Genomic DNA, 24,378 nt, shown 5'->3' on the forward strand with positions numbered 1-24,378 from the left:
CTCCCAGGAAAGGCTTTGAATCAGGGGGGCGCAGCCTGGTCCGGCTATCCTTCCGGACCGCAAGGCCTGCGTACTACTGGCCGGGCACCATGCCCGGCTTCATGTCATGTCTTGACGTACTTCGCCAGCTCCGGCGGCAGCCATGGCTTTACCGATTCCATGGCCTGCATCACGTAGGGGCGGCTCACCGCATCGCGCCAGAATGGTTCCTCCGGCAATTTCGTCAGGCTGGCGAGCGTCACCATCACCATCACGAGCAGCACGCCGCGCAGCAATCCGAACACCAGCCCGAGCCCGCGGTCCGCCGGCTTGAGGCCCGTGCTCTCCAGCAACTGCCCGACCACCATGCCGGCCAGCGACGCCCCGAGCACGGTGCCGATCAGCAGCACCACGAAACCCAGCGCGTGGCGGGCCAGCTCGCCGCCGGGCAGCGACTCGGGCATCCAGCCCGCGGCTACCGCGCCATAGCGGAACGCGACCCAGAATGCCACCACCCAGCCGATCAGCGACAGCACCTCGCGCACCAGGCCGCGCAGCACCCCCAGCGCGGCCGAGGCCAGCAGGATGAAGACCACGGCGTAGTCGAAGAAAGTCGGCTGCATCATTGCTCGCTGCCGCGCCCATGCGCCAGGCAGCGCTAGCCCTTTACTGTTCGATTACCTTCGAGGTCAGGCCCGCCGCGCGCACGCGCTTGTCGGCGGCATCGGCGGCGTCGCGGTCGCTGAAGGGGCCGGCGCGCAGCAGGATGCGCTCGCCGTCGGCCAGCACTTTCTTTTCCACATAGGCCGGCACCTTGCTCGCCTTGAGCTTGGCCAGCCAGGTCTTTGCCTTCTCTTCCGACGAGAATGCGCCAATCAGGATCAGGTACTTGCCGCTGCCCTGGGGCTTGGCCTCGGGCTTGGCTTCAGGCTTTGCGTCGGCCTTGGCCTCGGCGCGCTGGACGGGCTTGTCGGCAGGCTTGTCCGCCGTATTGACGATTTCCTCGCCGGCATCGAGCGCCGCCGCATCGTTGCGGGCCGCCGGCGCCGGCGGCAGCGGATCGGCCTTGCGCGGCTCGACACGGGGCTTGCTGCTGCCCTGCCCGCCGCTCACCTTGACCGCGACATCGTCGGCCACCGGGCGCGGCTTGGTCTCGAACACGATTGGCAGCACGATCACCGCGGCCACCACCAGCACCACGGCGCCGATCAGGCGGCGGCGTGCGCGCTGCTTCTGCGGGAATTCAGGATCAAGCGTGTCGTCGGCATATTCGTCGGCCAGACGGCGCGACGAGGCGATGCCTGCACCCGGGTCGTTGCGCTGGCGGCGCGCACGCTCTGGTGCCGGGTCGTTGCCCTTGCGGGAAGAAAACAGCGAAAGCAGGCCCATAGATTGGTTCGGTGCGACAGCCCCCTCTGACAGGGGCCGGTCGTTGCGTTTGCCGCTCAGTGCCAGGTCAGTTGGCTTGCGTGGCCCGGTAGGCCATCACGCCGGCGACGGTATAGAACGATCCGAAGACCAGAATTCTATCATTCTCGGTCGCTCTCTCCATGGCGTCGCGGAACGCCGCCTCCGGACTGGAAAAGCAGGCGGCGGTGGCGTCGGGGCCGGCGCGGAAACCGCCCCCCTCCAGCGTCGCCAGCACGTCCGCGGCGCTGGCGGCGCGCTCGGTCGGCAGGTCGCACAGGCACCAGTGGTCGACTTTGTCGGCCACGTGCTGCAGCACGCCGGCGATATCCTTGTCCTGCATCGCGCCAAACACCGCATAGGTGTAGCGGAAAAAGCCCATGTTCTCCAGGTTCTGTCCCAGCGTGGCGGCCGCATGCGGGTTATGCGCCACGTCGAGGATCACCGCGGGCCGTCCCGGCAGCACCTGGAAGCGCCCCGGCAGTTCGACGAACGCCAGCCCGTTGCGCACTTCCTGCGCACTCACCGGCAATTGCGGACGCATGGCTTGCAGCGCGGCCAGCACCGCGGCGGCGTTCAGCAGCTGGTTGGCGCCGCGCAGCGCGGGGTAGCCCAGGCCGTTTAGCTTGCGCCCGCCGCCGCTCCAGTCCCATTGCTGGCGTTCCTGGCCTTTGGCAGCGTGGAAATTGAAATCGCGGCCCACCAGCCACAGCTCGGCGCCGATGGCCTCGGCATGTGCCACCAGCGACTTGGGCGGCACCGGGTCGCCACACACCGCCGGCACGCCCGGGCGGAAGATGCCGGCCTTCTCGAAGCCGATTTCCTCGCGCGTGTTGCCCAGGTACTGGGTATGGTCGATATCGACGCTGGTGACGATGGCGCAGTCGGTATCGATCACATTGGTCGCATCGAGGCGGCCGCCCAGCCCGACTTCGAGGATGATCGCGTCCAGGCCCGAAGCCGCGAAGAAATGGATGATCGCCAGCGTGGTGAATTCGAAGTACGTCAGGCTGACCGGGTCGGCAAAGCTGTTGCGCGCACGCTCGACCGCCTCGAAGTGCGGCAGCAGTTGCGCATCGGTCGCCATCTCGCCATTGAGGCGCGCGCGCTCGTTGAACGAGATCAGGTGCGGCGAGGTATGGCAGCCCACCTTGTAGCCCGCCTCCAGCAGGATGCGCTCGAGCATGGCGCAGGTCGAGCCCTTGCCGTTGGTGCCGCCCACGGTGAAGACGGTGGCGTCGATGCGCAGGCCGAGGGCTTCCTTTACGCGCGTGATGCGCGTCAGGCCCATGTCGATGCCCACGGGGTGGCCGGTTTCGAGATGGGTGAGCCATTCGGGGAGCGTGTGGAAGACAGGCATTTCAGGTGGGCAAGGAAAGCGATGGAAAGCGTTTGCTACCAGATTCGGGCAGGCGGGCGCAAAGTCAAGGGCCAGCGCCGCGGGCGTCCAGAAAAGGCGAAAGGCGCGTCAACCACCCGCGCCTTCAGTACAGCGATATTCGTGGCGTTATGCCACCGCGTCGGCCGGCTGCTTCTGCAGCAGCGCCAGCAGCTGCGCCAGTTCGGCGCGCATCTTGCGGCGGTCGACGATCATGTCGACGGCGCCCTTCTGCAGCAGGAATTCCGAGCGCTGGAAACCTTCCGGCAGCTTCTCGCGCACGGTCTGCTCGATCACGCGCGGGCCCGCAAAGCCGATCAGCGCCTTCGGCTCCGCGATCACCACGTCGCCCAGGAAGGCGAACGAGGCCGACACGCCGCCCATGGTCGGGTCGGTCAGGACGCTGATGAACGGCAGCTTGCTCGCGCTCAGCTGGTTCAGCATGGCCGTGGTCTTGGCCATCTGCAGCAGCGACAACAGGCTTTCCTGCATGCGCGCGCCACCGGTGGCGGTAAAGCAGATGAACGGCACCTTCTGCTCGAGTGCGGCCTGTGCGCCGCGCACGAAGCGCTCGCCCACCACCGAGCCCATCGAGCCGCCCATGAACTCGAACTCGAAGCAGCTCGCCACCACCGGGATGGTGTGGATGGCACCGCCCATCACCACCATGGCGTCGGTCTCGCCGGTCTCGTCCATGGCCGCCTTGATGCGGTCCGGATACTTCTTCGAATCCTTGAACTTGAGCGCGTCGACCGGCACGATCTCCTGGCCGATCTCATAGCGGCCTTCGGCGTCGAGCAGCGCGTCCAGGCGCGCACGCGCGTTGATGCGCATGTGGTGGTCGCACTTCGGGCAGACGTGCAGGTTGGCCTCGACATCGGTCCGGTACAGGGTGGACTCGCACGACGGGCACTTGACCCACAACCCCTCCGGGATACCCTTGCGGGTACGGGGGTCGGTCTGTTGAATCTTGGGGGGCAGGAGTTTATCCAACCAGCTCATGAAAGCTCCTTTCGGATAGCTGCGCGCCGCCGGCAAACCCTGTATCAGGGCGAACTTCGGCAGGTGGCAGGGAATCAACCCGCAAATTTACCACGGCGGGCCGGTGACCTCGAAGCGCGGCGCATGTATTGAGCACGTCACGCCACTTTTTGAAGTCCATCGGGCCATGGTTAGATCACTTGGCGTCCAGCGCCTGGCGGATCTCCGCGATAAACGCCTGCAGCGCCACCACCGCCTGCTTGCGCGGCGTGTCTTCCAGCAACTGCACCAGGCGGCTGCCGATCACCACCGCGTCGGACACGCTGCCGATCGCGCGCGCGGTCTGCGCGTCGCGGATGCCGAAGCCCACGCCCACCGGCAGGTTGGCGTGCTGCTTGATCAGCGGCAGGCGCGAGGCCACGCTGTCCAGGTCGATCGATGCGGAACCGGTCACGCCCTTGAGCGAGACGTAGTAAAGATAGCCGCTGGCGACCTTGGCCACCGCCTCGATCCGCGCATCGGTGGAGGTCGGCGCCAGCAGGAAGATCGGGTCCATGCCGTTGTCGCGCATCAGCCCGGCGAACGACTCGCACTCCTCGGGCGGATAGTCGACCACCAGCACGCCATCCACGCCGGCCGCGCTGGCGGCCCTGGCGAAGGCCTCTTCGCCCATGCGCTCGATCGGGTTGGCGTAGCCCATCAGCACCACCGGGGTCCCGGCATTGGTCTGGCGGAATTCGCGCACCCACTGCAGTACCTGCGTCAGCGACACGCCCTGCGCCAGCGCGCGCTCGGAGGCGCGCTGGATCACCGGGCCGTCGGCCATCGGGTCGGAGAATGGTACGCCCAGCTCGATCACGTCGGCGCCGCCCGCCACCAGCGCGTGCATCAGCGCCACGGTCAGGCCGGGCTCGGGATCGCCGGCGGTGATGAACGGAATCAGGCCCTTCTTCTGTTGCGCGGCCAGTGCCGCGAACGTCTTCTGGATACGGGACATATCAGGGAATCAGGTGAGGCCGCGGCGCCGGCGAGGCGTCGTCATTGGCGGCGGCCAGGGTTGGGGTGGCGTCAGGCTCGATCGCGGGCATGGCTTGCGCGGCCGCGGCCACGCGCCCGCACGCCACCTGCACGTACTCCGGGTTGATCTCGTAGCCGACAAAGCGCCGGCCGTGGCGCAGGCACGCCACCGCGGTGGTGCCGCTGCCCGCGAACGGGTCCAGCACCAGGCCGCCCGGCGGGCAGCTCGACAGCACCATGCGCTCGACGATCTCCAGCGGCTTCTGCGTCGGGTGGTTGGCGCGTTCGGGATCCTGCCGATGGATGCGCGAGATGCTCCACAGGTCCTTGGGGTTGTAGCCCACCTCCAGCCACTTCTTGCCCTCGAAGCGCGGACGGCTGCGCGCCTTCTTGGTCTCGGGGTCGTACGGAATGCGGACCGGGTCGAGATCGAAGTAGTAGTCGCGCGCCTTGGCAAAGAAGCCGATGTTGTCGTGCACCGACGAAAACTTGCGCGTGGTGCCGCCCATGCTGGGCACGCGGCGATCCCAGATGATCTCGTTGATCATCGTCAGGCGCCGCTTGAGCATCACGAACAGCTCCGGCGAATACTGCCAGGTGCAGAACAGGTAGAGCGTGCCCTTGGGCGCGAGCTTGGGCACGACCGCATCCATCCAGCGCTCGGACCAGTCCAGGTAGGCCTGGCCGGACAGCAGGTCGGAATCGTTGCCGTAGTCCTTGCCCAGGCCATACGGCGGATCGGCCACGATCAGGTCGACCGAGCCGTCCGGCAGGCGGGCAATGCCCTCGAACATGTCTTCCTGGAACAGGTGCAGCGGCGGCGCATCGGTCGCGCCGGGCAAGCAGTCGGGACCGCCGACGGCAAGGCCCTGGGGGTGGGGCAGCGCGCGCATCAGAGCTTGAGCCCCGCGCGCTCGGCCACGGTATGCATGTCCTTGTCGCCACGGCCGGACAGGTTCACCAGCAGCAGCTTGTCCTTGGGCAGCGTCGGCGCCAGCTTGCAGGCGTAGGCGATCGCGTGGCTCGATTCCAGCGCCGGGATGATGCCCTCGATGCGGCAGCAGTCGTGGAAGGCCTTGAGCGCTTCCTCGTCGGTGATCGGCACGTACTGCGCGCGGCCGCTGTCCTTGAGCCAGGCGTGCTCGGGGCCGACACCCGGGTAGTCCAGGCCGGCCGACACCGAATGGGTCTCGATGATCTGGCCGTTGTCGTCCTGCAGCAGGTAGGTGCGGTTGCCGTGCAGCACGCCGGGCGTGCCGCCGGTCAGCGAAGCCGCGTGGCGGCCGGTGTCCAGGCCGTCGCCGGCGGCTTCCACACCGATCAGCTGCACGTCCTGGTGCTCGATGTACGGATAGAAGATGCCCATGGCATTCGAGCCGCCACCCACGCAGGCGATCACGGCATCCGGCTGGCGGCCGGCCAGCTCGGGCATCTGCACCTTGGCCTCTTCGCCGATCACGCACTGGAAGTCGCGCACCATCATCGGGTACGGGTGCGGGCCGGCCACGGTGCCGATGATGTAGAAGGTGTTTTCGACGTTGGTGACCCAGTCGCGCATGGCTTCATTGAGCGCGTCCTTGAGCGTGCGCGAGCCGCTTTCCACTGGCACCACGGTCGCGCCCAGCAGCTTCATGCGGTAGACGTTGGCGGCCTGCCGCTTGACGTCCTCGGCGCCCATGTAGACCACGCACTCCATGCCGAAACGGGCGGCGATGGTGGCCGTGGCCACGCCGTGCTGCCCTGCCCCGGTCTCGGCGATCACGCGCGGCTTGCCCATGCGCTTGGCCAGCAGCGCCTGGCCGATGACGTTGTTGATCTTGTGCGCGCCGGTGTGGTTCAGGTCTTCGCGCTTGAAGTAAATCTGCGCGCCACCCAGCGTCTCGCTCCAGCGCTGCGCGTGGTAGATCGGCGACGGGCGGCCGACGAAGTGCTTCAGCTCGCGACGGAATTCGGCATCGAACTCCGGGTCCTTCTGGTAGTGCGCATAGGCTTCGCGCAACTCGTCCAGCGCGTGGACCAGCGTCTCGGAAACGAAGGTGCCGCCATAGGGGCCGAAATGGCCACGGGAATCGGGCAGGTCGTACATGTCTAGGCTCTTCGGAACAGCGGCCTTGCCTCACTCGGCAAGGCTCGCCTGGTTGACTGGGTGCGCGATGCCCGCTATGGATATGTGAAAGCGGCGGGCGCAGCATGCGGAGGGAATCGGGCTTCGATCCGGCTCATCCGGCTCTGGCGCCGCGGACAGCGCGCACGAACTCGGCAATGCGGGCATGGTCCTTCACGCCCTTGGCGGCCTCTACCCCGCTGCTGACGTCCACAGCGTAGGGCCGCACGCGCTCAATCGCGCCAGCGACGTTTTGCGCGTTCAACCCACCACTCAAAACGATGCGAGGAGCGCCGCTTGCGTTCGGGTTGCCGGTTGCCGTAACCGGAGGATTGGGCGGAAGCCATGCCGGAGGAATCAGGGTCCAGTCGAAGACGTGGCCGCCACCGCCATAGCCTTCGACGAAGGCATCGAGCAGCAAGGCAGCGGCATCACGGTATTGATCGGCAAATTCTACCAAATCAAGCCCCGGGCGGACACGGGCGGCGCGCAGGAACGGCAGCCGGCAGCGCTGCGCGGCCTGGGTGCAGAACTGCGGGGTTTCGTCACCGTGCAGTTGCAGCAACGTCAACGGCACACGCTCCGCCACGTGGGCGATGTCTTCCAGTTCGGCGTTGACGAACAGGCCAGTCACCGCGACGAACGGCCCGGCGGCCTCGGCCAGCGCCGCGGCTTGCGCCACCTCGACGTAGCGCGGGCTCTTCGGGTAGAACACCAGCCCGATCGCGTCCGCGCCGGCATCGACGGCGGCGCGCACGTCATCCTCGCGGGTCAGGCCGCAGATCTTGATGCGGGTACGCTGCGGCAGGTGCACCGGACTGCCCTCAGGCTGCGTCATCGAACACTCCATGGAACAGGCTCGCGGATGGGTCGGCCGCGGGGATCGGGTAAGCATCAGGATACTTGACCCCGACCAGGTAGAGGCCGTCCGGCATGAACGTGGGCGCCGCCAGCTTGCGGTCGCGCCCGGCCAGCACCTGCGCCAGCCATTGCGGCGGGTAGCGTCGACGGCCCACCGCCACCAGGCAGCCCATCAGGTTGCGCACCATATGGTGCAGGAAGGCGCTGGCACGGAAGCGCAGGAACACCCACTTGCCGTCGTCGCGGATAGTGACGTCATACATGGTCTTGACCGGCGACTTGGCCTGGCACTCCGCGGCGCGGAACGCGGAAAAATCGTGCTCGCCGATCAGATGCGCCGCGGCTTCGCGCATGGCGTCGACGTCGAGGCGTTGTCCGGGCGGCAGCATCTGGTAGCCGGCGCGGCCATGAACCATTGGCACCCGGTGCGGACCGGTGTAGAGCGCGTAGTAATACATGCGCTCGTACGCAAGGAAGCGGGCATGGAAGCCGTCGTCGACCGGCAGCGCCCACTGCAGCGCGATCGACGCCGGCAGGAAGGCATTGACGCCACGCACCCAGGAAAAAGGCTCGCGTTCCAGCTCGGTATCCAGGTGGATCACTTGCCCCAGCGCGTGCACGCCGGTATCGGTGCGCCCCGCAACGGTGGTCGGCAGGCGCACGCCGGCGAAGCGCTCGATGGCGTCTTCCAGGTGGTCTTGCACGGTGTTGCGGTGCGGCTGCGACTGCCACCCGGAAAAGGCGGCGCCGTCGTAGTGCAGGCCAAGTGCGATGCGGTTCATGTCGGGGGAAAATACATGGCGGCGAGCAAGCAATGCGCGCCGGAAAGCAAATGCGCCGGAAGGGACGCTTCCGGCGCATCGCTTCATGCTGCGGCAGCGCGTGCCGCGGCGGACCGCCAATGATAGCTCAGGCCACTTCCAGCAGCAGCGAACGGGCTTCCGCCTGCAGCGGGTCCTGCGACTGCTCGACCACTTCCTGCAGCAGCTCGCGGGCACCTTCCTTGTCGCCGATCTCGATATAGGCGCGTGCCAGGTCGAGCTTGATCTGCATGTCGCGCCCACCGTCGACACCATCGATCGACAGCGTGCTGGGCGAAACGCCGCGAGCGGTGTCGGGATTGGTCTCGTCGGGAACGCGCGACAGGTCGATCGGCGAGGCCAGCTTGCCACCATGCAGCATGGTCGTCGCGGGCAGCGGCGCGAAAGGCTCGTCCGCCCCGGCAGCCGGCGAGCCGCTGGTGCCCGAAGGCTCACTGCCCAGGTCCAGTGACAGCGCCGACATGTCGAACTCCAGCGGCCGCGAGCGGGTGGGCGTTTCCAGGCGCGGCACGCCGTGCGCGTGCTCGTCCATACCGTCGGCCAGCGGGTCGGTGGCACCGGCCGGGAAGTCCAGGTCCAGTCCGCCGTCCAGGCGCACGGCCGGCTCGGTCGGGTCCGAATCCCCACCGAACATCATCGCCGCCGACGCCGGCGCCACGATCGGGTCGCCCGCCGCGGGCGCCGGGAAGGCGTCCAGCGGCAACGCCAGGTCCCCCAGCGAGGGCTCCAGGCGCGGGATCGAAGCCGGATTCTGCGAGGGGTCCTGTGTGCGCCACTGGTCCGTCGCCGGCGAGGCCGTATCCGGACCCGCGGCCTCCGGCGTCACCACCAGGTACATCGCGTTGCCCGGCTCGAGCGCGCGCCCCATTTCTGCTGCCTTCAACCATTCCGCACCGTGCCCGCCGGTCTGGGCGAACATTTCTTCTGCTATCACGCGGAAACCTTCCACATCCCGTCTGTTGCTGTAAATCTCCAGGAGCTTGAGCCGCACCGGCTGCTGCTCCGGGTTTTTCTCCAGGGCTTCGCGCAGGATTTCTTCCGCCTGCACATCGCGCCCGTAGGCGATATAGACCTCGGCCTCGGCAATCGGATCGACCTCGTTGGCTTCCGGCGTGTTGTTGCCGATGCGGAAGTCGGCACCAAACACGCTGTGCTGCGAGGTGTCGACACTCTGGCCGCCGGCGGCACCGAACAGCGAATTGGTGCCGGCCATCACGGTGCTTTCCTGCGACAGGATGCTGTCGCCGAAGCCGGTCGCCTCGCCTTCCTTCTGTTGCCGGCGGCGGCGATAGATCGCATAGACGCCGAGCAGCGCCACCACCAGGCCTCCGCCGGGCAGCAGCATTGGGTTGGCCAGCAGGCCGTCGAGGAACGACGGCTCCTGCACCGGCGCGGGCTGCGCCACCACAGGCGGCGCCGGCTTGGCTGCGGGGGCCGATGCCGGCGCGGCAGCCGCTGCAGCAGCCTGCGGCGCCGAAGCCCCGGCGGCTGCCACGGCGGGCGCTGCGGCCGCGGCGCCACTGGCGGCATCGGGCACTGCTGCTGCGGCGGCAGCGGCCGCCGCTGCTGCCGGCTCCGCGGCATCGGCCTTCGGCGCCTGGGCAGCCACCACGTTCGGCGCGGCTGCTTCGGGCTTGGCCACCGCGGCCGCCTTTTCCTTCTCCTTGTCGGCCAGCGCCGCCTGGTTGGCCTGGCCCAGCTTGGCGATCTCGGCGTTCTTCAGCTCGAGCAGCTTCTGCATGTCGCCGATATTTTTTTCCAGCTGCGCCAGGCGCGCCTCGGCTTCCTTGACCTGGCGCTCGCGCGCGACGTTGGCCTCGGCCTTGGCGGCCGCATCGGCCTGCGCGCCCCGCTCGGCCTTGCTCAGCTTCAGCTCGTCGCGCGGACCATCGGTCGGGGCCGCCTGTTCCTGCACGCGCGCCGTCACGTTGCCTGATTGCTGGCGGCCGCTATCGGGCTCGACCGACTTGGCCGCGGCGGCACTCGCCAGGCGGCTGCGATAGGCATCGAAGCCCTGCGTGCGGGCCACCACCTCGCGGCGCGCCTCCTTCGGCGTGACGGCCTGCGCCTGTTGCTGGGTCGGCACCTGCAGCACCGCGCCGCTGCGCAGCCGGTTCATGTTGCCGCCGATAAAGGCATTGGGATTGTTGCGATAGAGCGCGACCAGCATCTGGTCCAGCGATACCGATTCGGTGCCCTGCACGGCTTCGCCGGCAATCCCGTACAGCGTATCGCCGCGCTTGACCGTGTAGCCACCACCCGGCGCCATGTCGGCGCTGGCCGCGGGCGCCGCGGACGGGGTGCGCCTGGCTTGGCGTGCCGGGCGCACCGGCGCTGCCGGACGGGCGGATTCGGCGGCGGGCGCGGCTCCTGGTGCGGCTCCCTGCGCAGCCGCTTGCGCCGCTGCGGCAGCCGCAGGCTGCTGCGCCGTGGCGGGCGAAGCGTCGGGCGTTGCCGCCTGCACGACCGTCGATGGCGAGTAGGTCTCGTTGGAGGGCTTGGCCCCGGCGGGATCAAGCAGGAATGTATAGGCGCGCGAAACCTTGCCGCTGGCCCAGCTCATGTCGACCAGGATATCGACGAACGGCTCGCTGATCGGCTGCGTCGAACGGACCTTGGCGACATAGCTGCCGTTCGGGCGGCGCTCGATCTCCAGGCGCAGCGTGCTGACCGCGGGCTGGTATGTCAGCCCCGCCGCGGCATACGCCCCTGGCGACGCCAGCTTGACGTTCAGCGCGGCGGCCTCTTCAGGCGTGACCCCGCTGATGTCGATCTCAGCCTGCAGCGGCTGCCCCAGATTTGACTGAACCCGCAATTGCCCGAACCCCGCGGCATATGCGGCCGGCTGCGCAAGCAGCAGGCCCAGTGCCGTGACGGCCAGCGTTGACCAGCGCTGACGGGCAGTAGGCGCATCTTTCCGGCGATGTTGGCTCACACTCACCTTATGCTCCGTTATGTTTTAGTAGCGATATACATCGACAAACCGACCCCATAAACAGGTCCGGCAAGCTGGCGGGGCATTCTGGTTGCACCCCTTGACCAGCCGGCGCGCAGGCGGCGACCCCTGCGGGCCGGGACGCATGCCGGCGTATTGTGACGCATCGCCCGGGAAAATAGGCGCCCGGATACAACAACGCCGCGCGTGGGCGCGGCGTTGTCGGCAAAGCGGTCGTTTCTGTTGCCTGGCTGCAACGGACACAACCAGGCACGCTGCTATCAGCTAGCCATCAGGATTCGATCAGGATACGCAGCATGCGGCGCAGCGGCTCGGCCGCGCCCCACAGCAGCTGGTCGCCCACCGTGAAGGCCGACAGGTACTCGCCGCCCATCTGCATCTTGCGCAGGCGGCCGACCGGAATCGTCAGCGTGCCGGTGACGGCCGCCGGGGTCAGGTCGGTCATGCTGGCTTCACGCGTGTTCGGCACCACCTTGGCCCACGGGTTGTGAGCGGCCAGCATGCCTTCGATCTCGTCCAGCGGCACGTCCTTGCGCAGCTTGATGGTCAGTGCCTGCGAATGGCAGCGCATCGCACCAATGCGCACGCACAGGCCGTCGACGGCAATCGGCGTGGCGCCGGTTGCGCCCAGGAAGCCTTCACCACGGCCCAGGATCTTGTTGGTCTCGGCGCCGCCCTTCCATTCTTCCTTGGACTGGCCGTTGCCCAGGTCCTTGTCGATCCAGGGGATCAGGTTGCCGGCCAGCGGCACGCCGAACTGCTTGGTTTCCTCGGCGGACAGGCCGTGCTGGGTCGCCAGGATCTGGCGGTCGATTTCCAGGATGGCCGAGGCCGGGTTATCCAGCAGCGACTTGACCGACGCATTCAGCGTGCCGAACTGCGTCAGCAGCTCGCGCATGTGCTGGGCGCCGCCGCCCGAAGCGGCCTGGTAGGTCATCGAGGTCATCCATTCGACCATGTCGGCCTGGAACAGGCCACCCAGGCCAATCAGCATGCAGCTGACCGTGCAGTTGCCGCCGATGAAATTCTTGACGCCCTTGGACAGCGCGTCCTTGATCACACCCTGGTTGACCGGATCCAGCACGATGATGGCATCGTCCTTCATGCGCAGCGACGAAGCCGCGTCGATCCAGTAGCCCTTCCAGCCCGCCGCGCGCAGCTTGGGGAAGACCTCGTTGGTGTAGTCGCCGCCCTGGGCGGTCAGCACCACGTCGCACTTCTTCAGTGCCTCGATGTCGTTGGCATCCTTGAGCGTGGTTTCGTTCTTGGCCATGGCGGGCGCCTTGCCGCCGGCATTGGACGTGCTGAAGAAGACGGGCTCGATGTGGTCGAAATCACGCTCTTCCTGCATGCGTTGCATCAGGACGCTGCCGACCATACCCCGCCAACCGACGAGACCTACAATCATGATTTACCTCGGATGTGATTTTTACTTCCCCGCCATTTTCCTCGCCCGGCGTGGCTGCGCGGGGAAGACGGGCAGGCACGACGAACGGATCTAGGCGATCGCGGTTTTAATAATGGTTTTAATCGTCGTTGCGGTCTGGCCGAGCGAAATTGTGCCGGCCGGGCCGCGGGTGGCGGTCAGGGCGACAACAGCAGTCAGGGTGGACTGGGAAAATCGGGCCATTCGCAGAGTCTACACGATTTTGCGGCGCTGCCGCAGCGTGGAAATCGGGGACAAATAAAACAAAGGGCACCGCCGCAGCGGTGCCCTTTTGGGGGTGCGGCTTACAGTGCCGCCAACACCGCTTCACCCATCTCGCGGGTGCCGACTTGCTTGCAGCCCGGCGTCAGGATGTCGCCGGTGCGGTAGCCCTGGGCCAGCACCTTCTTGACGGCATTCTCGATGCGGTCGGCCTGCTCGGCGCGGTTCAGCGAGTAGCGCAGCATCATCGCCGCCGACAGGATGGTGGCCAGCGGATTGGCCACGCCCTTGCCGGCGATGTCCGGCGCCGAGCCGTGCGACGGCTCGTACAGGCCCTTGTTGTTCGCATCGAGCGACGCCGACGGCAGCATGCCGATCGAGCCGGTCAGCATGGCGGCCTCGTCCGACAGGATGTCGCCGAACATATTGCCGGTGACGATCACGTCGAAACTCTTGGGCGCCTTGACCAGCTGCATGGCCGCGTTGTCGACATACATGTGCGACAGCTCGACGTCCGGGTATTCCTTGCTGACATCGATCACGATGTCTTTCCAGAACTGGAAGGTCTCGAGCACGTTGGCCTTGTCGACGCTGCACAGCTTCTTGCCGCGCTTGGCCGCGGCCTGGAACGCCACATGCGCAATGCGGCGGATTTCCGGCTCGCTGTAGCGCATGGTGTCGAAGGCTTCGCGCTCGCCCTTGAACAGGCCGTCCGGCGCTTCGCGCAGGCCGCGCGGCTGCCCGAAGTAGATGTCGCCGTTCAGCTCGCGCACGATCAGGATGTCCAGTCCTGCGACCAGCTCGGGCTTCAGGCTCGAGGCGCCGGTCAGTTCCGGATAGCAGATCGCCGGACGGAAGTTGGCGAACAGCTGCAGGTGCTTGCGCAGGCCCAGGATGGCCTGCTCGGGGCGCAGCGCACGCTCCAGGCTGTCGTACTTCCAGTCGCCGACGGCGCCGAACAGGATGGCATCGGCCTCCTTGGCCAGCTTCAGCGTGTTCTCCGGCAGCGGATGGCCTTCGGCCTCGTAGCCGGCGCCACCCACGGGCGCGGTTTCCAGTTCAAACTTCTCGTCGAGCGCGTTCAGGACCTTGACGGCCTCCGCGACGATTTCGGGACCGATGCCGTCACCCGGCAGGACTGCGATCTTCATTGTTGTCTTCCTCGGTTGAGTCTTATCCGACCAGGCGGTTGTTCAGCCACGGCATCTTCGCCACGCGCTCGGCCTCAAAAGCCTTGATCTTGTCGGCATGGCGCAGGGTCAGGCCGATATCGTCGAAGCCATTCAGCATGCAGTACTTGCGGAACGGAGCAATGTCGAATTCATAGCCCTGGCCCGACGGCGTGAGCACCACCTGCTTGTCCAGGTCGATGGTCAGCTGGTAGCCGCTGAACGCATTGGTCTCGTTGAACAGTTGGTCGACCTGCTGCTCGCTCAGCACCACCGGCAGCAAGCCGTTCTTGTAGCAGTTGTTGAAGAAGATATCGGCAAAGCTGGGCGCAATCACGGCGCGGAAGCCGTATTGCGTCAGCGCCCACGGCGCGTGCTCGCGCGAGCTGCCGCAACCGAAGTTGCGGCGCGCCAGCAGGATCGACGCGCTCTGGTAGCGCTGCTGGTTCAGCACGAAGTCCGGGTTCAGCGGACGCTTGCTGTTGTCCATGCCGGGCTCGCCGACATCCTTGTAGCGCCACTCGTCGAACAGGTTGGGGCCGAACCCGGTGCGCTTGATCGACTTCAGGAACTGCTTCGGGATGATGGCGTCGGTGTCGACGTTCTCGCGATCGAGCGGGGCCACGAGGCCGCTGTGTACAGTGAACTTGTCCATGTCTCTTTCCTTACTTCTTGGCCGCGCGCTCGAGCGAGCTGCCGGCGGCCTGCGTGTCCTTGCCCAGTCCGGCCATGGTATTGCAGCCAGCCAGCTGCAGCATGCCCAGGCATGCCAGCAATCCGATCAGGGTCCTTTTCATCTGCCGCGCTCCGCTCAGCCCAGCTTGCGGATGTCGACGAAATGGCCTTCGATGGCGGCAGCGGCTGCCATCGCCGGGCTCACCAGATGGGTGCGGCCACCGGCGCCCTGACGGCCCTCGAAGTTGCGGTTCGAGGTCGACGCGCAGCGCTCGCCCGGATCGAGGCGGTCGGCATTCATGGCCAGGCACATCGAGCAGCCCGGCTCGCGCCATTCAAAGCCGGCGGCCTTGAAGATCTTGTCCAGGCCTTCGCGCTCGGCTTGTTCCTTGACCAGGCCCGAACCCGGCACCACCAGCGCCAGTTTCACGTTCGAAGCGATCTTGCGGCCCAGCTTCTGCACCACCCACGCGGCGGCGCGCATGTCTTCGATGCGGCTGTTGGTGCACGAGCCGATGAAGACCTTGTCGATGTTGATGCTTTCGACCGGCACGTTGGGCTGCAGGCCCATGTATTCCAGCGCGCGCTCCATGGCGTTGCGCTTGGTCGAGTCCTTTTCCTTCTCGGGATCCGGCACGCGGTCTTCGATGCTGATGACCATTTCCGGCGAAGTGCCCCAGGTCACTTGCGGGCGGATCTCTTCGGCACGCAGCTCGATAACCTGGTCGAATTTGGCGCCCGCATCCGAATGCAGCGTGCGCCAGTAGGCCACCGCCTGCTCCCACTCCACGCCCTGCGGCGCGTATGGGCGGCCCTTGACGTATTCCAGCGTGACGTCGTCCACTGCCACCAGGCCGGCGCGCGCGCCCGCCTCGATGGCCATGTTGCAGACGGTCATGCGCCCTTCCATGGTCAGGTCGCGGATGGCCGAGCCGGCAAACTCGATGGTGTAGCCGGTGCCGCCGGCGGTACCGATCTTGCCGATGATGGCCAGCACGATGTCCTTGGCGGTGCAGCCGCGCGGCAGCTTGCCTTCCACCTTGACCAGCATGTTCTTTGCCTTCTTGCCCAGCAGCGTCTGCGTGGCCAGCACGTGCTCGACTTCCGAGGTGCCGATGCCGTGCGCCAGCGCGCCGAAGGCGCCGTGCGTGCTGGTATGCGAGTCGCCGCACACCACCGTCATGCCCGGCAGCGTCGCGCCCTGCTCCGGCCCGATCACGTGCACGATGCCCTGGCGGTGGTCGGTCATCTTGAACTGGGTGATGCCGAAGCTGTCGCAGTTGGCATCGAGCGTATCGACCTGCAGCTTCGACACCGGATCGGCGATGCCCTGGCTGCGGTCGGTGGTCGGCACGTTGTGGTCGGACACGGCCAGGTTCGCGCTGATGCGCCATACCGGACGCTGCGCCATCTTCAGGCCCTCGAACGCCTGCGGGCTGGTCACTTCATGCAGCAGGTGGCGGTCGATGTAGAGCAGCGTGGTGCCGTCTTCCTCGACGTGGACGGTGTGGTCATCCCAGAGTTTGTCGTAGAGCGTCTTGGCCATGATGCGATGGCGGGCCGAATGACCGGTCCCTTGCAGGAGGGGTCCGCGGTGACCGCGCAGTAGTTTGCAGGGGTTTTTGTCCGCTTCGGGTCGCGGTGGCGAACACGGGCGTCGATTGCGATGATCGCGCCGGAAGCCGCCTGAAGCGAGCGTTATTTCAAGCGTTGCCGCAATGCTTGACTTGGCAATCGATTATGCCACAGGGGGTAAGGGGATCAGCGCCCTGCCCGGCCGGGACGGCGCCCGGAATGTAATGTGATTGGCGAAAGGGGGCTTTCGCGGATGGCGAAAAGGCCGGCGTGGTGCTGGTTTGCTCCCCTCTCCCGCGCGCGAGGGGCCGGGGTGAGGGCAGGCGCTGGCCGAAGCTTCCGGGTTGGATAAAACCACAGGCCTTGCGAAGGCCGCCATGCCAGAAAAAAAACGTTGGCCTCGCTTCTAGTGGTTCCTTGCTAGTCCACCCCTCACCCCAACCCTCTCCCCATGAGGGGAGAGGGAGAACACCTTGCTTAGGCTAGCTCTGGCGGCTTGGGCGCACCCAAAACCGCTCTCTCCTTCCGGGTTTTCGGGCGGCTTCGTCAGCCGCCCAGGTACGCAGCCTTGATCCGGTCGTTGGCCAGCAGGTTGGCACCGGTGTCGGCCAGCACCACCTTGCCGGTTTCCAGCACATAGCCCCGGTCCGCGACCTGCAGCGCCTTGTTGGCATTCTGCTCGACCAGGAACACAGTGACGCCCTCGTCACGAATGGTCCTGATGATGTCGAAGATCTGCGCGATGATCAGCGGCGCGAGGCCGAGCGTGGGCTCGTCCAGCAGCAGCAGACGCGGCCGGCTCATCAGCGCGCGGCCGATCGCCAGCATCTGCTGCTCGCCGCCGGACATGGTGCCGGCACGCTGGCTGGCGCGCTGGTTCAGCCGCGGGAACAGCTTGAAGACGTGCTCGATGCCAGCCTCGATCTGGTCGCGCTTGGCGAAAAAGCCGCCCATTTTCAGGTTTTCCAGCACCGTCAGGCTCGGGAACACGCGCCGGCCCTCGGGCGAGATCGCCATGCCCAGCCGCATGATCTCGTGCGTCGAGCGATTGGTGATGTCCTCGCCCTCGAACAGCACGCGCCCGCTGGAGGCGCGCGGCGTGCCGCACACGGTCATCATCAGCGTCGTCTTGCCGGCGCCGTTGCTGCCGATCAGGGTGACGATCTCCCCCTTGTTGACTTCGATCGATACGCCCGACAGCGCCTCGACGGCGCCGTAGTGGGTATGGACCTGTTCCAGCTTCAGCATCAGTCCTCTCCCAGGTAGGCCTTGATCACGCGCGGGTCGTTGCGCACTGCTTCCGGCTTGCCGATCACGATCGGCTTGCCGTGCTCCATCACCAGGATGCGGTCGGACACGCCCATCACCAGGCTCATGTCGTGCTCGATCAGCAGCACGGCAATGCCGAACTCGCGGCGCAGCTGGTCGATCAGTTGCTGCAGTTCGACTTTTTCCTGCGGGTTCAGGCCGGCGGCGGGCTCGTCCAGCATCAGCAGGCGCGGCCTGGTGATCATGCAGCGGGCGATCTCCAGCCGGCGCTGGTGGCCGTACGACAGCGTGCCGGCCTCGCGGTTGGCAACCTTGGTCAGGCCCATGCGCTCCAGCCAGACCGCGGCGCGCTCCAGCGCCTCGCGCTCGGCACGGCGATAGGCCGGGGTGGCGAACAGGCCGCGCAAAATGCCGGACTGCACCTGCAGGTGTTGCGCCACCAGCAGGTTCTCCACCACCGTCAGGGACTTGAACAGGCGGATGTTCTGGAAGGTCCGCACCAGACCCTGCCTCGCCACCTTGTGGCTGGGCAGGCCGGCGATGGCGTGGCCGTCCAGCGTGACCTCGCCGGCGGTCGGCTTGTAGAAGCCGCCGACGCAGTTGAACACCGTGGTCTTGCCGGCGCCGTTGGGGCCGATGATGGCGAAAACCTCATCCTTGCGGACATCGAAATCAATGCCGTCCACGGCGAGCAGACCGCCGAAGCGCATCTGCAGGCCGGATACTTTTAGCAGCTCGGCTTGCTGCAAATCAGTCATCGGCGCATTCATCGAGGAAGCTCCACGTGGGGACGGCTCGCGGGCAGCAGGCCCTGCGGACGCCACATCATCATCAGCACCATCACCAGGCCGAAAATCAGCATGCGATATTCAGCAAAGCCACGCGCCACCTCGGGCAGCACGGTCAGCAGGATCGCCGCCAGGATCACGCCCAGCTGCGAGCCCATGCCCCCCAGCACCACCACGGCAAGGATCAGCGCCGATTCGATGAAGGTGAACGATTCCGGATTGACCAGCCCCTGGCGCGCCGCGAAAAAGGCGCCGCCGATGCCGGCGAACGATGCGCCCAGCGTGAATGCCGACAGCTTGATGCGGGTCGGGTTCAGGCCCAGCGAGCGGCACGCGATCTCGTCATCGCGCAGCGCTTCCCAGGCACGGCCCATCGGCATGCGGATCAGGCGGCCGGTGACGAACAGCGTGAAGCCCACCAGCAGCAGCGCCAGCAGGTACAGGAAGATCACCATATGCTGGCCGCTGTAGTCCAGTCCAATCAGCTCATGGAAGGTCCTGGCACCCTCCACGCTCGCGCTGCGCGCCATCTCGATGCCGAACACGGACGGCTTCGGAATGCCCGAGACACCATCCGGGCCGCCAGTCAGGCTGGTCAGGTTGTTGGCCAGCAGGCGGATGATCTCGCCGAAGCCCAGCGTCACAATGGCGAGGTAGTCGCCGCGCAGCCGCAGCACCGGGAAGCCCAGCAGGAAGCCGAAGGTTGCCGACATCGCTGCGGCGATCGGCAGGCATTCCCAGAAGCCCAGCCCGAAATGCTGGTTCAGCAGCGCATAGGTATAGCCCCCGATCGCATAGAACCCGACGTAGCCCAGGTCGAGCAGGCCGGCATAGCCCACCACGATATTCAGGCCCAGCCCCAGGATCACGTAGATCAGCGCCAGCGTGGCCACGTCAACCGCGCCGCGCGAGCCGAAAAACGGCCATACCAGCCCAACCGCCAGCAGCACCCAGATGGCCACGCGTTGCTGGCGCACACCGAGCTGCGGCACCGACGGCAGGCGCACGGCACTGCCGGCACGCGACAGCATCGGCTTGAACAGCTGGAACAGGAACACCGCCGCCACGGCAATCCATACCGGACGCCAGTGCGGCTCGAGCACCACCTTGTAGCCCTCCAGCCTGAGCTGCAGGCCCAGGATGGGAATGGTCAGGATCGCGGTCATCACCGCCGCCGTGATCGCGTTCTTCAGCGATTGCCCCGGCGTCGTGCCGCGCACGACGGCCTTTCCCGCCGGCATTGCAGAAACGTTGTTGGTCATTGTCTCGCCCTCCCTCACACCTTCTCGACATCAGGCTTGCCCAGCAGCCCGGTCGGACGGAACAGCAGCACCAGCACCAGCAAGCTGAATGCGACCACGTCCTTGTATTCGGCCGGCATGTAGCCCGAGGCGAAGGTTTCCGCCAGGCCCAGCAGCACGCCGCCAAGCATCGCGCCCGGGATGCTGCCGATGCCGCCCAGCACCGCGGCGGTAAAAGCCTTGATGCCGGCGATAAAGCCGATAAAGGGATTGAGCTTGCCGATGCTCAGCCCGATCAGCACGCCGCCGACGGCGGCCAGCATCGCGCCCATCACGAAAGTGAACGAGATCACCTTGTTGGTATCGATGCCAAGCAAGTTGGCCATGCGCATGTCTTCGGCGCAGGCACGGCAGGCGCGGCCCATGCGCGAACGGCCGATGAACAGCGTCAGCGCGATCATCATCACCAGCGTCACGCCGACGATCAGCAGGCGCGAATACGGCACGGTCACGGTGAAGTCGCCGCCCATCTGGAACTCGATGGCGCCCGAGATCAGCACCGGCACGGACACGTCGCGTGCGCCCTGCCCGATCTGGACATAGTTCTGCAGGAAGATCGACATGCCGATGGCAGAAATCAGCGGCACCAGCCGCGGACCGCCGCGCAAGGGCCGGTATGCCACCCGCTCGACCGCAAAGCCGTAGACGCCGGTGACCAGCACCGAGACCAGCAAGGCGGCGCCCAGCACCAGCGGCAGCGGGTAGCCTGCCTGGGCGCCGATCGCGGTGAGCGTGACCAGGCCGACATAGGCGCCGATCATGTAAATCTCGCCGTGCGCGAAATTGATCATGCCGATGATGCCGTAGACCATTGTGTAGCCGATGGCGATCAGCGCATAGATCGCACCCAGCGTCAGGCCGTTGACCAGCTGCTGGGTGAACTGTGGAAGGAATTCATTCATTGGGGAAGCCTCAGGAACTTGAAGCCCGATACCAGAACGCCCCGCCCAGGGTACGGGCGGGGCGTGTGCGGGAGGGAGCGCCTGCTTAGTTGGCGGCGGTCTTGCTGGCGTCCTTGTGCCAGGTGTAGACCACGAACTTGAAGGACTTCAGGTCGCCCTTGTCGTCGTATTCGACCTTGCCGATCGGGGTGGTGAAGGCGTTCTTGTGCATGTACGCGGCGACCTTGGCCGGGTCGGTGCTCTTGGCGCCGGCGATGGCGTCGCCGATGATCTTGACGGCGGCGTAAGCCGGCATCTGGAACGGACCGTTGGCGTCACGCTTCTTGTCGGCGAATGCCTTCACCAGGCCAGCGTTGGCCGGATCGGCCGAGAAGTCGGCCGGCAGCGTCACCAGCATGCCTTCCGACGACGGGCCGGCGATCGCGGTCACGTCCTTGTTGCCAACGCCCTCGGGGCCCATGAAGGTCGCCTTCACGCCCTGCTCGCGCGCCTGGCGCAGCAGCAGGCCCATTTCGGGGTGGTAGCCGCCGAAGTAGACGAAGTCCACGCCCTGCGACTTGAGCTTGGTGATGACGGCGGAGTAGTCCGAATCGCCGGCATTGATGCCCTCGAACACGGCCACCGGAATCTTGGCCGCTTCCAGGTCCTTCTTCACCGAGCTGGCGATGCCCTGGCCGTACGACTGCTTGTCGTGCAGCACGGCGACCTTCTTCGGCTTGATCTTGCCGATGATGTACTGGGCGGCCGCAGGGCCCTGCTGGTCGTCGCGGCCGATGGTGCGGAAGATGAACTTGCGCTTCTTGGCCTCGGTCAGCTGCGGCGCGGTGGCCGACGGCGTGACCATCACAATGCCTTCGTTCTCGTAGATGTCCGAGGCCGGGATGGTCGAGCCCGAGCACACGTGGCCGATCACGTACTTGATGTTCTGGCTGACGATCTTGTTGGCCACCGCGACGGCCTGCTTCGGTTCGCAGGCGTCGTCCATCATCACCACTTCGAACTTGTTGCCGCCGGCGCCGCCGGCTGCGTTGATCTGTTCGATGGCGGTCAGCGCACCGGCCTTGACCATGTCGCCGTACTGCGCCACCGAGCCGCTCATCGGGCCGGCAATCGCGATCTTCACGGTTTCGGCGTTGGCCGCGGCGCCAAAGGTGGCCAGCACGGCGGCCAGCGAAATGGACGTGATGCGGGACGTAAGACAGGACAGCGTCATCAGGAGCTCCTCGATTTATGTTTGGGTCATCCGGGCAGAAACGGAATGACCTGCGCAATCGAACAACACCCGCGGACAACAGAGATCGGAACGGCAGAAAGGCAGCCCGAGACGCGGAAGACGGGCCTGCGGAAAAGCTCAAGAGATGCGGGGCCCGGCATGTGTCAGTCCCGCTGTGTATGGGGACCAAGGTTCGGAAAGACAACGTTTGATGCGTTCTCTATTGCGCAAGCGATTCGCCTGCCCCGCTTGCCGCACCGCATGCCGGAGGGATGGCCCGGCTGCCGTCGGCAAAGCAGCCCGCATTATAGGGTCAAATTCCCTGCGTTACGCGACAATCGCACAATAAATGCGGAACCCCTTTGGGAAAACGCGACACAATTTTCCACTAATTGCGCCCCGGACCATTCGGGGTGCAATTTTCTGCCCTTGCCGGCGCTGCAACGCACAACGCGCGCCGCCGCAGAAAAGACAAACGCCCCGGCGGGCCGGGGCGTCTGCAATTGCTGCACTGCGCAGCGGATCGGGTGAGCTTGCGCTTAGCGCTTGGCCACGTCCGGCACGTCGCGCGTGGCGGCGCCGACGAACAGCTGGCGCGGACGGCCGATCTTGTATTCCGGATCGGTGATCATCTCTTCCCACTGCGAGATCCAGCCCGGGGTGCGGGCCAGCGCGAAGATGCAGGTGAACAGCGAGGTCGGGATGCCCAGCGCGCGCTGGACGATGCCCGAGTAGAAGTCGACGTTCGGGTACAGCTTGCGGCTGACGAAGTATTCGTCTTCCAGCGCGATCTTTTCCAGTTCCATGGCCAGCTTGAACAGCGGGTCGTTGTGCAGGCCCAGTTCGTTCAGCACTTCATGGCAGGTTTCGCGCATCAGCTTGGCGCGCGGATCGTAGTTCTTGTACACGCGGTGGCCAAAGCCCATCAGGCGCACGCCCGAGTTCTTGTCCTTGACCTGCTTGATGAACTCGGGGATGTTGTCGACGCTGCCGATCTCTTCCAGCATCTTCAGCGCGGCTTCGTTGGCGCCGCCGTGGGCCGGGCCCCACAGGCAGGCCACGCCGGCGGCGATCGCTGCGAACGGGTTGGTGCCCGACGAACCGGCCAGGCGCACGGTCGAGGTCGACGCGTTCTGCTCGTGGTCGGCGTGCAGGATGAAGATGCGGTCGAGCGCGCGCTCCAGCACCGGGTTCACGGTGTACGGGGCGCACGGCGTCGCGAACAGCATGCGCAGGAAGTTGCCCGAGTAGGACAGGTCATTCTGCGGATAGATGTACGGCTGGCCGATGTTGTACTTGTACGCCATGGCGACCATGGTCGGCATCTTGGCGATCAGGCGGATGGCCGAGATCTCGCGCTGGTGCGGATCGTCGATATCCATCGCGTCATGGTAGAACGCGCTCATGGCACCCACCAGGCCGGTCAGCACGGCCATCGGGTGGGCATCGCGGCGGAAACCGCGCATGAAGAACTGCAGCTGCTCGTGAACCATGGTGTGGTTCATCACGTGGCCGACGAATTCTTCCTTCTGCTTGGCGTTGGGCAGTTCACCCTTGAGCAGCAGGTAGCTGGTCTCGAGGTGGTCGCACTTCTGCGCCAGCTGCTCGATCGGGTAGCCGCGGTACAGCAGTTCGCCCTTGTCGCCGTCGATATAGGTGATCTTGGAATTGCACGAAGCCGTCGACATGAAACCGGGGTCGTAGGTGAACTTACCGGTTTGTCCGTACAGCTTGCGAATGTCGATCACGTCCGGGCCAACGGTGCCCGTATAAATCGGCAGCTCAACGCTGGGGGAACCATCGGAGAACGATAGCGTGGCTTTCACATCGGACGGCGTCATGTCGGATCCTTCAAATGCTGTGAATAATAATGTTGACCAAAACTCAGACCGAACGCAGCAGGTTCACTACGCGCTGCATCGGGGGCGTGTCGAGCTCACCGTCCAGTTCCTTGCGGGCAAGGAGCAGGTCCATCAACTCGTTGTCGCTGAGCTCGAACAGCTGGCTCAGCGCAGCCACGTCCTCGTCGGACAGGCTCTCCTCGTAACGGTTGAAAAAACGTTCGACGATGATGTCGTTCTCCAGCAGGCCGCGGCGGGCGCGCCAGCGCAACCGTGCGCGCTTGTGCGGATCGGCCTGATGGGAGAAGGTGGTGGCAGGACTCTCAGTCATGGCTTCCTACTTTCGGTGCGCCCGCCAGATATAGCCGCTCTGGCTGACCCACCGCTTACTACTTAGACAGCCGCAGGATCACACCGCGCGGCGGACCATCAGCTCCTTGATCTTGCCGATGGCCTTGGTCGGGTTCAGACCCTTGGGGCACACGTCGACGCA

General features: G+C 66.0%; 23 protein-coding genes and 1 pseudogene. All 24 read right to left on the reverse strand.

Annotation, left to right across the window (positions count from 1 at the left end; genetic code table 11):
- Nucleotides 1–104 precede the first annotated feature (104 nt).
- A complete protein-coding gene (locus J8I82_RS31085; RefSeq protein ID WP_209763429.1) occupies nucleotides 105–602 on the reverse strand; it encodes a CvpA family protein in 498 nt (165 codons plus the stop codon).
- A gap of 43 nt (nucleotides 603–645) precedes the next feature.
- Nucleotides 646–1,368, reverse strand: coding sequence for an SPOR domain-containing protein (locus tag J8I82_RS31090; RefSeq protein WP_209763404.1), 723 nt, complete (start codon nucleotides 1,366–1,368; stop codon nucleotides 646–648).
- A gap of 67 nt (nucleotides 1,369–1,435) precedes the next feature.
- A complete protein-coding gene (gene folC / locus J8I82_RS31095) occupies nucleotides 1,436–2,746 on the reverse strand; it encodes a bifunctional tetrahydrofolate synthase/dihydrofolate synthase (RefSeq protein WP_209763405.1) in 1,311 nt (436 codons plus the stop codon).
- Nucleotides 2,747–2,893: 147 nt separating this feature from the next.
- Nucleotides 2,894–3,766, reverse strand: coding sequence for an acetyl-CoA carboxylase, carboxyltransferase subunit beta (gene accD, locus J8I82_RS31100; protein ID WP_133095497.1), 873 nt, complete (start codon nucleotides 3,764–3,766; stop codon nucleotides 2,894–2,896).
- 175 nt (nucleotides 3,767–3,941) lie between these two features.
- Complete coding sequence (trpA, locus tag J8I82_RS31105; RefSeq protein WP_209763407.1) at nucleotides 3,942–4,742, reverse strand: tryptophan synthase subunit alpha; 801 nt, start codon at nucleotides 4,740–4,742, stop codon at nucleotides 3,942–3,944.
- A gap of 1 nt (nucleotide 4,743) precedes the next feature.
- Nucleotides 4,744–5,655 (reverse strand): DNA-methyltransferase, encoded by a 912-nt coding sequence (locus tag J8I82_RS31110; RefSeq protein ID WP_209763409.1) that lies wholly within the window; start codon nucleotides 5,653–5,655, stop codon nucleotides 4,744–4,746.
- Nucleotides 5,655–6,848, reverse strand: coding sequence for a tryptophan synthase subunit beta (gene trpB / locus J8I82_RS31115; protein WP_116346157.1), 1,194 nt, complete (start codon nucleotides 6,846–6,848; stop codon nucleotides 5,655–5,657). The genes J8I82_RS31110 and trpB overlap by 1 nt, the downstream gene beginning before the upstream one ends.
- Before the next feature lie 133 nt (nucleotides 6,849–6,981).
- A complete protein-coding gene (locus tag J8I82_RS31120) occupies nucleotides 6,982–7,704 on the reverse strand; it encodes a phosphoribosylanthranilate isomerase (protein ID WP_209763410.1) in 723 nt (240 codons plus the stop codon).
- Nucleotides 7,691–8,509, reverse strand: a complete 819-nt coding sequence (truA, locus tag J8I82_RS31125) for a tRNA pseudouridine(38-40) synthase TruA (RefSeq protein ID WP_209763411.1) — start codon at nucleotides 8,507–8,509, stop codon at nucleotides 7,691–7,693. Before truA ends, J8I82_RS31120 begins: the two co-directional genes overlap by 14 nt.
- A 127-nt stretch (nucleotides 8,510–8,636) precedes the next feature.
- The gene (locus J8I82_RS31130) at nucleotides 8,637–11,489 is read right to left on the reverse strand and encodes a motility hub landmark protein FimV (protein WP_209763412.1); all 2,853 of its coding nucleotides are present in this window, start codon (nucleotides 11,487–11,489) and stop codon (nucleotides 8,637–8,639) included.
- A 286-nt stretch (nucleotides 11,490–11,775) separates the two neighbouring features.
- The gene (gene asd, locus J8I82_RS31135) at nucleotides 11,776–12,912 is read right to left on the reverse strand and encodes an aspartate-semialdehyde dehydrogenase (RefSeq protein ID WP_209763413.1); all 1,137 of its coding nucleotides are present in this window, start codon (nucleotides 12,910–12,912) and stop codon (nucleotides 11,776–11,778) included.
- A gap of 90 nt (nucleotides 12,913–13,002) precedes the next feature.
- The gene (locus tag J8I82_RS39180) at nucleotides 13,003–13,134 is read right to left on the reverse strand and encodes a hypothetical protein (protein ID WP_280908552.1); all 132 of its coding nucleotides are present in this window, start codon (nucleotides 13,132–13,134) and stop codon (nucleotides 13,003–13,005) included.
- Between the two features lie 101 nt (nucleotides 13,135–13,235).
- Complete coding sequence (gene leuB / locus J8I82_RS31140; protein ID WP_209763415.1) at nucleotides 13,236–14,303, reverse strand: 3-isopropylmalate dehydrogenase; 1,068 nt, start codon at nucleotides 14,301–14,303, stop codon at nucleotides 13,236–13,238.
- A 22-nt stretch (nucleotides 14,304–14,325) separates the two neighbouring features.
- The gene (leuD, locus tag J8I82_RS31145) at nucleotides 14,326–14,976 is read right to left on the reverse strand and encodes a 3-isopropylmalate dehydratase small subunit (RefSeq protein WP_209763416.1); all 651 of its coding nucleotides are present in this window, start codon (nucleotides 14,974–14,976) and stop codon (nucleotides 14,326–14,328) included.
- A gap of 10 nt (nucleotides 14,977–14,986) precedes the next feature.
- Nucleotides 14,987–15,118: an entericidin A/B family lipoprotein gene (locus tag J8I82_RS31150; protein WP_209763417.1), complete on the reverse strand. Its 132-nt coding sequence runs from the start codon at nucleotides 15,116–15,118 to the stop codon at nucleotides 14,987–14,989.
- 14 nt (nucleotides 15,119–15,132) lie between these two features.
- Entirely contained in the window at nucleotides 15,133–16,542 is a 1,410-nt protein-coding gene (leuC, locus tag J8I82_RS31155; protein WP_209763418.1) for a 3-isopropylmalate dehydratase large subunit, read from the reverse strand.
- Between the two features lie 575 nt (nucleotides 16,543–17,117).
- Nucleotides 17,118–17,819: an ABC transporter ATP-binding protein gene (locus J8I82_RS31160; protein WP_209763419.1), complete on the reverse strand. Its 702-nt coding sequence runs from the start codon at nucleotides 17,817–17,819 to the stop codon at nucleotides 17,118–17,120.
- Entirely contained in the window at nucleotides 17,819–18,598 is a 780-nt protein-coding gene (livG, locus tag J8I82_RS31165; protein WP_209763421.1) for a high-affinity branched-chain amino acid ABC transporter ATP-binding protein LivG, read from the reverse strand. Before livG ends, J8I82_RS31160 begins: the two co-directional genes overlap by 1 nt.
- Nucleotides 18,599–18,606: 8 nt before the next feature.
- Nucleotides 18,607–19,890 (reverse strand): high-affinity branched-chain amino acid ABC transporter permease LivM, encoded by a 1,284-nt coding sequence (locus tag J8I82_RS31170; protein WP_431831596.1) that lies wholly within the window; start codon nucleotides 19,888–19,890, stop codon nucleotides 18,607–18,609.
- A 14-nt stretch (nucleotides 19,891–19,904) separates the two neighbouring features.
- Nucleotides 19,905–20,831: a high-affinity branched-chain amino acid ABC transporter permease LivH gene (livH, locus tag J8I82_RS31175; RefSeq protein ID WP_209763422.1), complete on the reverse strand. Its 927-nt coding sequence runs from the start codon at nucleotides 20,829–20,831 to the stop codon at nucleotides 19,905–19,907.
- 85 nt (nucleotides 20,832–20,916) lie between these two features.
- Nucleotides 20,917–22,044, reverse strand: a complete 1,128-nt coding sequence (locus J8I82_RS31180; RefSeq protein ID WP_209763423.1) for a branched-chain amino acid ABC transporter substrate-binding protein — start codon at nucleotides 22,042–22,044, stop codon at nucleotides 20,917–20,919.
- 539 nt (nucleotides 22,045–22,583) lie between these two features.
- Nucleotides 22,584–23,885: a citrate synthase gene (gltA, locus tag J8I82_RS31185; protein ID WP_209763424.1), complete on the reverse strand. Its 1,302-nt coding sequence runs from the start codon at nucleotides 23,883–23,885 to the stop codon at nucleotides 22,584–22,586.
- A gap of 43 nt (nucleotides 23,886–23,928) precedes the next feature.
- A complete protein-coding gene (locus J8I82_RS31190) occupies nucleotides 23,929–24,216 on the reverse strand; it encodes an FAD assembly factor SdhE (RefSeq protein WP_116322295.1) in 288 nt (95 codons plus the stop codon).
- A 78-nt stretch (nucleotides 24,217–24,294) separates the two neighbouring features.
- Nucleotides 24,295–24,378: pseudogene (gene sdhB, locus J8I82_RS31195) on the reverse strand (succinate dehydrogenase iron-sulfur subunit); the annotation flags it as partial.

It is taken from the genome of Cupriavidus consociatus (genome assembly GCF_017814975.1).
In the GTDB taxonomy this organism is placed as follows: domain Bacteria; phylum Pseudomonadota; class Gammaproteobacteria; order Burkholderiales; family Burkholderiaceae; genus Cupriavidus; species Cupriavidus consociatus.

Excerpts from the sequence above, each read along its gene's own strand:
- leuB (WP_209763415.1), bottom strand. The coding sequence starts at position 14,303 with ATGAAGATCGCAGTCCTGCCGGGTGACGGCATCGGTCCCGAAATCGTC.
- trpA (WP_209763407.1), bottom strand. The coding sequence starts at position 4,742 with ATGTCCCGTATCCAGAAGACGTTCGCGGCACTGGCCGCGCAACAGAAG.
- J8I82_RS31190 (WP_116322295.1), bottom strand. The coding sequence starts at position 24,216 with ATGACTGAGAGTCCTGCCACCACCTTCTCCCATCAGGCCGATCCGCAC.
- J8I82_RS31090 (WP_209763404.1), bottom strand. The coding sequence starts at position 1,368 with ATGGGCCTGCTTTCGCTGTTTTCTTCCCGCAAGGGCAACGACCCGGCA.
- J8I82_RS31170 (WP_431831596.1), bottom strand. The coding sequence starts at position 19,890 with ATGACCAACAACGTTTCTGCAATGCCGGCGGGAAAGGCCGTCGTGCGC.
- J8I82_RS31120 (WP_209763410.1), bottom strand. The coding sequence starts at position 7,704 with ATGACGCAGCCTGAGGGCAGTCCGGTGCACCTGCCGCAGCGTACCCGC.
- gltA (WP_209763424.1), bottom strand. The coding sequence starts at position 23,885 with ATGACGCCGTCCGATGTGAAAGCCACGCTATCGTTCTCCGATGGTTCC.
- asd (WP_209763413.1), bottom strand. The coding sequence starts at position 12,912 with ATGATTGTAGGTCTCGTCGGTTGGCGGGGTATGGTCGGCAGCGTCCTG.
- J8I82_RS31160 (WP_209763419.1), bottom strand. The coding sequence starts at position 17,819 with ATGCTGAAGCTGGAACAGGTCCATACCCACTACGGCGCCGTCGAGGCG.
- leuC (WP_209763418.1), bottom strand. The coding sequence starts at position 16,542 with ATGGCCAAGACGCTCTACGACAAACTCTGGGATGACCACACCGTCCAC.
- J8I82_RS31085 (WP_209763429.1), bottom strand. The coding sequence starts at position 602 with ATGCAGCCGACTTTCTTCGACTACGCCGTGGTCTTCATCCTGCTGGCC.
- accD (WP_133095497.1), bottom strand. The coding sequence starts at position 3,766 with ATGAGCTGGTTGGATAAACTCCTGCCCCCCAAGATTCAACAGACCGAC.
- livH (WP_209763422.1), bottom strand. The coding sequence starts at position 20,831 with ATGAATGAATTCCTTCCACAGTTCACCCAGCAGCTGGTCAACGGCCTG.
- J8I82_RS31150 (WP_209763417.1), bottom strand. The coding sequence starts at position 15,118 with ATGAAAAGGACCCTGATCGGATTGCTGGCATGCCTGGGCATGCTGCAG.
- leuD (WP_209763416.1), bottom strand. The coding sequence starts at position 14,976 with ATGGACAAGTTCACTGTACACAGCGGCCTCGTGGCCCCGCTCGATCGC.
- trpB (WP_116346157.1), bottom strand. The coding sequence starts at position 6,848 with ATGTACGACCTGCCCGATTCCCGTGGCCATTTCGGCCCCTATGGCGGC.
- folC (WP_209763405.1), bottom strand. The coding sequence starts at position 2,746 with ATGCCTGTCTTCCACACGCTCCCCGAATGGCTCACCCATCTCGAAACC.
- truA (WP_209763411.1), bottom strand. The coding sequence starts at position 8,509 with ATGAACCGCATCGCACTTGGCCTGCACTACGACGGCGCCGCCTTTTCC.
- J8I82_RS31110 (WP_209763409.1), bottom strand. The coding sequence starts at position 5,655 with ATGCGCGCGCTGCCCCACCCCCAGGGCCTTGCCGTCGGCGGTCCCGAC.
- J8I82_RS39180 (WP_280908552.1), bottom strand. The coding sequence starts at position 13,134 with ATGGCCCGATTTTCCCAGTCCACCCTGACTGCTGTTGTCGCCCTGACC.
- livG (WP_209763421.1), bottom strand. The coding sequence starts at position 18,598 with ATGACTGATTTGCAGCAAGCCGAGCTGCTAAAAGTATCCGGCCTGCAG.
- J8I82_RS31180 (WP_209763423.1), bottom strand. The coding sequence starts at position 22,044 with ATGACGCTGTCCTGTCTTACGTCCCGCATCACGTCCATTTCGCTGGCC.